Source organism: Alkalibacterium kapii (assembly GCF_007988865.1).
In the GTDB taxonomy this organism is placed as follows: domain Bacteria; phylum Bacillota; class Bacilli; order Lactobacillales; family Carnobacteriaceae_A; genus Alkalibacterium; species Alkalibacterium kapii.
The window spans coordinates 1-9,544 of sequence record NZ_BJUY01000038.1; the positions used below are offsets into that span (position 1 = coordinate 1).

Below are 9,544 nucleotides of genomic sequence, written 5' to 3' on the forward strand. Positions count from 1 at the left end.
TAGGTACTGCTGAGAGCAACGAAGGTCTAACAGAGAAAGAAACCGTAACTAATCCTAGTTAAATTAAGAAAAGTTATTTTAAAATGAAAAAAACCTAGCCATTCGGCTTGGTTTTTCATTATGAAAGCAATAGCATCGCTCTAAGTACAACAAAATTATTATTTTTTATTTAATTAAGAAAAACTGGTAATAAGAGAAAAGAGATGGTAAACTGTTTCTTCAAGAGGAGTGACAAGAATGAAACGATTGATGTGTCCAGCGTTTAGTATCGGATTTTATATTCTATACTTTATGATTCTTCAAGGAATCACTTATTTTATACCAGCATCAGTAGTGACAACAGCCTTTGTATTGCTATCAGTCTTTCTATTAATACCGATTGCTGCATCGAAAAAGCAGCTCACGTGTTATTAAGGTAATCAATGGAGTCAGCTGTTCTTTTTGAAATTACTCTGGAAAAAAAGTTTCACCTATGCTATTATAGTAATTGCCGAGAGGCCACATGGCAATGGCGGACATATGAACCGTGTCAGGTCCGGAAGGAAGCAGCACTAAGTATCGCTCCGCCATGTGTCATGTGAATACATAGCCATGGATACTTTAAACCTATTCATAGAAAAAGATGTTCCTGATATCAGTCAGGAACATCTTTTTTCCATACTTACACTAAGAGATAAGTAACATTAAGCCGTTTTATACGTATCTTCCAGTCGTCCCATCCATAACCCAAGAGCCAAACCTAAAAAGAAAAACAGGATGACCATGCCATAGTCAAGCGCCGCGAGCGAACCGTACATGTCAAGCGATGGCGCTATGATCGCTGTAGAAGCAACTACAACTCCGAAAACAAAATGAAAAACCGTCGCATAAGCAATTTTCAATAAATAGCGGATAGCTTTCGCAAAAAGGAAAACACAGACCAGTGCTCCGATAGCTACCGGTATCAGAATAGAAAAATCCAATACGCGAATGGCTCTTGTTAAAGGCTGGTACAAATTCAAGTAGATAAGAAAATTGGATGGACTTAATCCGGGGACAATGAAACCTGAAGCAAAAATCGCTCCTGAGAGTAACCACGTCACATTGGTCTGTTCGACCTGTAAATCAAGGTTCCTATTTGCCCAGAACAAGAGAATAAACATAATAATACTCGTGAAAATAGCTAAAAAGATATGAGACGACTTTCTACCGTTCTTTCCTGCTTCACGATACAAAGTCGGCAAGGTCCCAAGAATCGCTCCAATAAAAGCCCAAAGAACGTGCACGGGGTAATATTGAAGACCATAGTCCAGGGGATAAGACAAGACGAATACACCGAGCAATGCCCCAATGCCCACAGGAAGAAAATATCTGATCCCTTTCACAAATTGATTAGTGATATCTGAAATAAATAATATAAGCGGTTCGTATAAACCAAAGACGGCGGCTAAAGCTCCACCGCTGACCCCCGGAAGAATCGCTCCGGAGCCAATAAGGGTTCCTTTAAGTACACGCAAAAGCCAATCGACAAACTGAAATCGGCTGGTTTCTTTATGATTTTTCATTAAAAAGTGTCTCCTTTTTTTATCAGTATTATATTTTTTGAAATCAAACACACAAGCAAAACAAGCTAAAACCAGTTTACCAGAATCCTGTTTAGAAACAAAAAAACAAGTATTTAACCAATTTTTTCAGGAACTGAGCCGATATTTTTTATCTGAAGATAAACTGCAATAATCATTCCACACATATGTAATCTGTAGAATAATTTCTTTAAAAAACTTTTGAAATAGACAAAAATTGACCTATAATGGTAGAGAGACTGACTTACTGAGAAAAGAGGGGAAACATGAGCTATCAAGCATTATACCGCGTCTGGCGACCCCAGCAATTTAAAGATGTCGCAGGTCAGGAAGCTGTAACCAGAACTTTAAAAAATGCCTTAAGTCATGGGAATACGAGCCATGCCTATTTGTTTTCTGGACCAAGAGGAACCGGGAAGACGAGTGCGGCTAAAATATTTGCCAAAGCAATGAACTGCAAAAACCCGAAAGACGGTGAACCTTGCAATGAATGTGACCTGTGTCGATCGATTACTCAAGGCAAGCTTGGCGACGTTATTGAAATTGATGCAGCAAGTAATAATGGTGTAGAAGAGATCCGTGATATTAGAGAGAAAGCGAACTATGCTCCGACAGAAGCAGAATATAAAGTGTACATTATAGATGAGGTACACATGCTCTCAATGGGTGCATTCAATGCTTTATTAAAAACGCTTGAAGAACCGCCGATGAATGTCGTGTTCATTTTAGCGACGACAGAACCCCATAAAATACCTTTGACCATCATATCGCGTACGCAGCGATTTGATTTTAGACGCATCTCAGCTCAAGATATCATCAGAAGAATGACCTATATACTCAATGAAAAAAATGTGGAATTTGACCCGGACGCCCTTATGAGCATTGCTAAAGCGGCAGAAGGAGGCATGCGTGATGCCTTGAGTATATTGGATCAGGTTATTTCATTTTCTGATGGGAGCGTCACACTTGACGATACCCTAAGGATCACAGGCAGTATCACCCAGGATTTAATGATCGATTATATATCGGCAGCTTTGAACCATGATACTGAAAAAGGCCTCGGACTGCTTCATCAGATGATGCAGGAAGGAAAAGACGCCAACCGGTTAGTTGAAGACGTTATACTCTTCTCCCGTGATATTCTTATCTATCAGAAAACAAAAGATGAAAACCTGCTTAAGATGAGTAAAGTGGATGAAAGATTCAGTGAATTGACAGTAAATGCGCAGCCGGAGAAAATTTATGATATTATAAAAATAATGAATCAAACCCAGCAGGAGATGCGCACATCAACGCATGCTGAGGTATATTTAGAAGTTGCAACAGTACGTCTTGCTCAAATAAAATCAGAACCGGTTGTTACGACACAGTCAGAAGTCAAAAAAGATACTGATGAGAGTCAGGAAATCCAGTCACTGAAAAATAAATTGAAGCAAATGCAAAAAGCAATCGAACAGATGCAAAAGAACGGTTCAGACAGCGAGACAGTCAGAGCGCCAAAACGTAAAACATCAAGAAAAGCTGCTGGGCAAACAGTATTTAAAGTAAATACACATCAAGTTTTTGGTATACTGAAACAGGCAACCAGAAATGATCTGGCAAAACTGAAAGATGTCTGGCCTGATTTGATCAATGCCTTGTCGACCAGTCAGAAAGCAATTATGAATACATCCAAACCAGTAGCTGCCAGCCCCCATGGTTTGGTCGTGACGTTTGATTATGATATTCTGTGTGAAAGAGCTGCGAATGATACTTTCCTGATCGATGCGGTTGGAGACTATTTGGAAAAAGTTATCGGACACCGGGCGGAATTGGCAACTGTTCCTTCAGATAAATGGATGGATGTACGGCAGGCATACATTGATCAAATGAAAAATGAAAATGGAAATCAGGAAGAGTCCACGAAGCAAGAAGAAACAAAAGAAACAGATGAAGTGGATGCTGTAGTCAGTGAAGCAGTCAATCTGTTTGGAAAAGAAAATGTAACGATAGCCGACTAATTTAAAGAAAAGGATGATGAACATGCGTGGAATGGGAAATATGCAGGGTATGATGAAAAAGATGCAGAAGATGCAGAAAGAAATGGAACAGAATCAGGCAGAACTAAACGAAAAAGAATTTACTGGAACAGCTAATGATGATCTGGTCACAGTAACATTCACCGGAGATAAAAAATGTAAGAACGTTTCAATCAAAGAAGAAATCATCGATCCGGAAGATGCAGAAATCATTGAAGATTTAGTTTTACTGGCTGTTAATGATGCTCTCGGAAAAATCGATGCAGAAACAGAAAAAGTCATGGGTAAATATTCTAAAGGATTGGGTATACCCGGACTGTAAAATCAGATAAAGAGTGAAAGCCTCAATTCAGTTTGGGGCTTTCTGTTGGAAAGGAAACAATTATGCACTATCCAGAACCAATTGCGCAACTCATGGAAAGTTATATGAAATTGCCGGGCATAGGCGAAAAAACGGCTGCAAGGCTAGCTTTTTACACAGTCAATATGCAGGAAGAAGACGTGACGCGTTTCGCCAAATCACTGATCAGTGTGAAAAGGGATCTGCAATATTGCTCGATCTGCGGCAATATGACTCAGAATGATCCATGCGATATTTGTGAAGATAAAAACCGGGATCAGTCTGTCATTTTGGTCGTAGAGCACACTAAAGATGTTATCTCGATGGAAAAAATGCAGGATTATAAAGGCTTGTACCATGTGCTGCACGGGGTACTTTCTCCGATCGAAGGAACAGGGCCTGAAGATATCAATATCCCTGTCCTGATCAAGAGACTTCAAAAAGACGAAGTCAAAGAAGTCATTATTGCCACCAACGCCACTGCTGAAGGGGAAGCGACAGCGATGTATCTCTCACGTCTGATCAAACCATCCGGCATAAAAGTTACGCGTCTGGCCCATGGTTTGTCTGTTGGCAGTGACATTGAGTATGCAGATGAAGTGACCCTCTTAAAAGCAGTAGAGGGCCGGAGAGAAATGTAGGTGTATGATGGCACTTTTTAAAAGAAAAAATAAATTGAAACAGACATATGATGAAAAACTGATCAGTCTGATACAAAAACAGCGAGAGCAGTTTGAAGATTATAAAAAAGACGAATCACTCATCGTAAACGACCAGCCTGAATGGAAAGCTCACTATAAACTTAAAAAAGCTCTTTACTTTTATCTGATCAAAGAAGCACGGCTGAGAAAATGGGAAAGAGATTAATCTGAAAAAAGTCGACTACATTAAAGTCGGCTTTTTTTGTATCAAAAAAAGACTGATGAAATTCTTTTATACGGAAAAAGCACAAAGTATATGAGTTTGTCCTAGGTAGTATAATTAATTTCTCTGAAAGCGTTGACAAGAAGAATGTTGTAGATTAGACTATTAGATACGAGCGATCATATAAGGCAATGATGTTATTATATTTTCGAATTGACGAATGTAATCGCTTTTAAACTCTGTTATGCCGCTATTATTTGTAAGGGCATACAAAGAGGGTATTACTAAGTTTTTTTAAGCTACTCTAAACATTTACTATGTCAATTTACTTTCAAGGGGGGATATCTCTGAAACAAACCGTACATAATGAATACTAGAGTAAATCATTAAAAGGAGAGAATCGAATGCAAAAGAACTGGCGAAAAAAATATAGCTTTTCCCTGGCAACGATGCTTTTGTTAAGCTCATTCGCTCAAACAGCAGCCCCGATATCGGCATATGCTGAAGGAGAGACAGAGCCTAAGACTGAAGCACCCGCAAATAATGCAGAAGCTGAAACACCAGATGCGGCTAATATTGACGCTGAAAAGGATGAGACTAAAGTTGCAGCTCCTGCCGCGGAAACAACTATTTCAGTAGCAGATGCTATTGCACGAAATAATGATAAAACTGAGGCGACAGTTTCTGGATATATCGTAGGACACGTAACTAACGGCCCAACGCTCAACACTAGTGGTTTTGGAAACGACTATAATCTTGCTATAGCTGACAAAAAGGATGAAACTAATGTCGATAATATAGTAGTTGTCCAAATAGCAAAAAGCTATAGAAAAGATTTTGGACTACAGACTAATCCAGATATTATTGGGAGCGAAGTAGTTGTTACTGGCTCTTTAGAAAAATACAATAGTACAAATGGGATAAAAGACATATCTGAGCTTCGTTTTACTGACGGAAATACAGGAGAAGAAACACCTGAAGAACCAGAAGTACTGGAAACTTTATCAATTGCTGATGCACGTGCACAGCAAACTGGAAGAGCTAAAATAAAAGGTGTCGTAACTGCTAGACTAAAAAATACGATCCAAATACAAGATGGTACCGCCGCAATTGCTGTAAGACCCACATCGCTTGATGTTAATGTTGGCGATGAGATTACTGTAAAAGGCGATTTAAAAGATTATAGAGGTTTATTACAACTAGATAATGCTCAACTAGAAGACAAAGAAACTTCTGAAGCACCTAAACCGGTTGTTTTAACTGGTTCTGATCTTTCTGAATACCAGTCTAAACTGGTAACTGTCAATGATGTAAAAATTACCAGCACAGTGGACAATTATGGTAACTATCAAGCAACAGATAGTTCTGGAACTAAATTTGTAGTTAGAGACGAAAGAGGAGCACTGACATTATCAGAAGGGACCACATATGAAACGATAACGGGTATTGTTTCTCAATTCGATGAAGATGTTCAATTGGTACCTCGCGATCAGCTAGATGTCGTTGAAGACTCAAGTATCGTCCGACCAGTTTATGCAAGTCCAGAAAGTGGGAATATTCCTGCAGGTACTGAAGTAGTTTTGAGCTCTGCTACCGAAGGAGCAAAAATATATTACACAACAGATGGAACAAATCCTACTGAATCAAGTACTGAATATACAAGCCCTATTACTATTGATAAAGACATGACGATTCAAGCTATTGCTATGGTTGAAGATCGTGTGAGTGAAATGGCAGAATTTAGTTATACAGCAGTAGATATAGAAGAAGGAAACAAAATCCATGATATCCAAGGCGCTGGACATTATTCTCCTATGGAAGGTGAAAAAGTTTACAGCGTGAAAGGTGTTGTAACTTATACGTACGAAATACGAGGATCTAAGTACTTCCACATGCAGACTCCTGAAGGTGCACAAGATGATAATCCAAATACCTCAGAAGGTATTGTTGTTTATCTAGGTAGTGCAGATAATTATAAAGTTGGAGACCTTGTACAAGTAACTGGTACAGTTTCCGAATATCAAATCGATGGATATGGAAGTAAAGAGGAAGACGATCTTCCAATTACACAAATCAATGCCCGCGATGACAAAGGCGGAATTGTTAATGTTGTAGAATCAAATGTTGAATTACCAAAAGCTATTAAACTTTCATCAACTGATTTCCCGGATAAAATTAAAGAAGATACTCTAGATAATTTTGATCCGAATGCTTATTCACTTGACTATTGGGAAACTTTAGAAGGTATGCGCGTTGAAGTGCAAGAGTCAAAGGCTGTAGCACCTCAAGATCATGGTGATTTATTTGTTGTAACAGAAGATTATAATCCTTCAAATGTTACAGCTAATGGCGGAATCAAGTTGACAAGTGATGAACCAGATTCTGGGCTTATTCCATTTAAAGTTCAGCCAAATGGACCTGCTAGAGACTTGAAAGTTAAAACCGGGGATAAGTTTACAAAAGCTCTTACCGGTGTTGTAAACTATGGTTTTGGTAACTATAAAGTTTATGCAGATTTAGGCGATGTAGAAGACGCTTTAGTTCAGACTGAAATGCCTAATACTGAAACAACAATTAAAAAAGATGAAGATAAGTTATCTGTTGCCACATATAACGTTGAGAACTTCTCGGCAAACGTGGGTGAAACATCAGAAACAAAAGCAACGAAAATTGCAGAAACATTTGTAAAAGATATGAATGAACCAGATATAATTGGAATAGTTGAGATCATGGCAAATGATGGATCAGATTCCAAAACAGCAGAAGCCAGCGAAAGTTATCAGCGATTAATTGATAAAATTGTTGAAGCTGGTGGTCCAACTTATGACTTTGCAAATATTGATCCTGAATACAACAAAGATGGAGGTAAACCAAGCGGAAATATCCGTGTAGGCTTCCTTTACAATCCAAAACGTGTTTCAATGATCGATAAAGACAAAGGCGGGTCAACTGATGCTGTCGGTTATGAAAATGGTGAACTTACTCTTAACCCTGGTCGTGTCTCTCCAACAGACTTCCCAGGTACAAGAAAACCTTTAGCAGCTGAATTTGAATTCAAAGGTGATAGTGTCGTTGTTATCGCTAACCACTTGAACTCAAAAAGTGGCGACCAAGGATTCTTCGGACAAAATCAGCCACCTCAGATGAATAGTAGAAACGAACGTATTCAACTGGCACAGTCTGTCAATACTTTTGTTGATGAAATATTAGCAGACAGTCCAGATGAAAATATCGTTGTTCTTGGTGATATGAATGATTTCGAATTCTCTGAGCCACTAGATGTGTTGAAAGGTGATGTTTTAACAAATCTGGTTGATCAGGTTCCAATTGAAAGACGATACAGCTATGTATATCAAGGCAACTCACAAGTGCTGGATCACATTCTAGTATCGAACAATATGGCTGACACAGCTGATATAGACATGATCAATGTCAACTCGGACTATACAGAAATGCATGGACGAGCTAGTGACCATGATCCTGTCTTAGCACAATTAGCACTGGGTGATACATCAGCACAAGTTGAGACATTCGCCATGTCTGTCATGCACATGAATGATACACATGCACGTGTTGAAAACTATCCAAACATGATCACAGCAATCGATGAATTCCGCGAAACCAATCCAGATGCTTTGCTTGTTAACGCAGGTGACGTATTCTCAGGAACGTTATACTTCAACGAATTCAAAGGTCAAGCTGATTTAGCATTACTTAACTTAATGGGCATCGATGTTATGACTTTCGGTAACCATGAGTTTGATTTAGGTGATACAGAAAATGGGCATAAATCATTAGCCAATTTCGTGAAAAAAGCTAACTTCCCATTCCTAGGTACCAATGTTGACTTCTCAGGCGATAAGTATATGGATCCTTTCGAACTGGATACGTATCTGGAAGAAGATCCTGAAGATGGTAAGATCTACGAAACGATCGTAAAAGAAGTCAATGGTGAAAAAATCGGTATTTTTGGATTAACTACCGAAGACACTAAAAACATTTCCAGCCCAGGAGAAGTTGATTTTTCTGATTTCATTAAAGCAGCAGAAGCAGCTGTTAGCACTTTTGAAAAAGCAGGAATCAACAAAATAATGGCAGTGAACCACTTAGGGTTTGACTCAGCTGCAGAAGTTGGAAATGATCTTCGTCTTGCTGAAGAAGTTCCTGGGATTGACATTATTGTTGGGGGGCACTCTCACACAGAATTAACTGAACCACAAGTTGTTGAAAAAGATGGAGAAGATCCAACGATAATCGTTCAAGGTGGACAGTATGCTGATAATTTAGGCACATTGAATGTCGGCTTTAATGAGTATGGTAAAGTCCTAAGATTCGACGGTGAACTATTAGCAACAGAGAATTATGACGCAAATGAAGAAGCCGTTGCAGTCATGAAAGAATATAAAGATCGCGTCGATGAAATTGCTGATGAGCAAATTGGAGCCGTAGCTGTCACAAAACTAGAGAACCCAAGACATGGTGATGGCAATGAAATGAGTGTTCGTGCAGATGAAACACGCTTAGGTAACTTAGTTACTGATGCAATGCTCGCTAAAGCTCAAGAGAAATTCCCAGAAGCTGTTATTGCGTTCCAAAACGGTGGCGGTATCCGTACCTCAATCGACCAGGGACCAATCACAACAGGTGAAGTGATCTCAGTATTGCCATTTGGTAATAACCCAGTGATTGCCGAACTTTCAGGGCAAGAGATCAAAGAGTTACTTGAGCACGCTGTAAGAAAAGCACCAGAAGAAAACGGT

The 9,544-nt window shown here is 39.1% G+C and carries 6 protein-coding genes and 1 other RNA gene; 6 read left to right on the plus strand and 1 reads right to left on the minus strand.

Annotated features, from left to right (window positions below):
• The first annotated feature begins 497 nt into the window (after window positions 1-497).
• Window positions 498-585: signal recognition particle sRNA small type (gene ffs, locus AKA01nite_RS08925), an RNA gene on the plus strand.
• A 98-nt stretch (window positions 586-683) separates the two neighbouring features.
• Here ffs and AKA01nite_RS08930 read toward each other — a convergent pair.
• Window positions 684-1,544 carry a DUF368 domain-containing protein gene (locus AKA01nite_RS08930; protein WP_146924980.1) on the minus strand — a complete coding sequence of 287 codons (861 nt, stop codon included), beginning with the start codon at window positions 1,542-1,544 and terminating at the stop codon, window positions 684-686.
• Window positions 1,545-1,828: 284 nt separating this feature from the next.
• Here AKA01nite_RS08930 and dnaX point away from each other — a divergent pair, with 284 nt between their 5' ends.
• From dnaX to AKA01nite_RS08955, 5 genes are all read left to right on the plus strand, one after another.
• Window positions 1,829-3,562 carry a DNA polymerase III subunit gamma/tau gene (dnaX, locus tag AKA01nite_RS08935; RefSeq protein ID WP_146924981.1) on the plus strand — a complete coding sequence of 578 codons (1,734 nt, stop codon included), beginning with the start codon at window positions 1,829-1,831 and terminating at the stop codon, window positions 3,560-3,562.
• A 22-nt stretch (window positions 3,563-3,584) separates the two neighbouring features.
• The gene (locus AKA01nite_RS08940) at window positions 3,585-3,902 is read left to right on the plus strand and encodes a YbaB/EbfC family nucleoid-associated protein (RefSeq protein WP_222592505.1); all 318 of its coding nucleotides are present in this window, start codon (window positions 3,585-3,587) and stop codon (window positions 3,900-3,902) included.
• A gap of 62 nt (window positions 3,903-3,964) precedes the next feature.
• Window positions 3,965-4,561: a recombination mediator RecR gene (recR, locus tag AKA01nite_RS08945; RefSeq protein ID WP_146924983.1), complete on the plus strand. Its 597-nt coding sequence runs from the start codon at window positions 3,965-3,967 to the stop codon at window positions 4,559-4,561.
• Window positions 4,562-4,568: 7 nt separating this feature from the next.
• A complete protein-coding gene (locus AKA01nite_RS08950; RefSeq protein WP_186805153.1) occupies window positions 4,569-4,787 on the plus strand; it encodes a DUF2508 family protein in 219 nt (72 codons plus the stop codon).
• Window positions 4,788-5,188: 401 nt separating this feature from the next.
• Window positions 5,189-9,544, plus strand: a 4,356-nt coding sequence (locus AKA01nite_RS08955; RefSeq protein ID WP_146924985.1) for a DUF8508 domain-containing protein, incomplete at its 3' end; no start/stop codon positions are given.

What these genes read in the sequence shown, in the direction of transcription:
- AKA01nite_RS08940 (WP_222592505.1), top strand. Translation starts at nt 3,585, where the DNA reads ATGCGTGGAATGGGAAATATGCAGGGTATGATGAAAAAGATGCAGAAG.
- AKA01nite_RS08930 (WP_146924980.1), bottom strand. Translation starts at nt 1,544, where the DNA reads ATGAAAAATCATAAAGAAACCAGCCGATTTCAGTTTGTCGATTGGCTT.
- recR (WP_146924983.1), top strand. Translation starts at nt 3,965, where the DNA reads ATGCACTATCCAGAACCAATTGCGCAACTCATGGAAAGTTATATGAAA.
- dnaX (WP_146924981.1), top strand. Translation starts at nt 1,829, where the DNA reads ATGAGCTATCAAGCATTATACCGCGTCTGGCGACCCCAGCAATTTAAA.
- AKA01nite_RS08950 (WP_186805153.1), top strand. Translation starts at nt 4,569, where the DNA reads ATGGCACTTTTTAAAAGAAAAAATAAATTGAAACAGACATATGATGAA.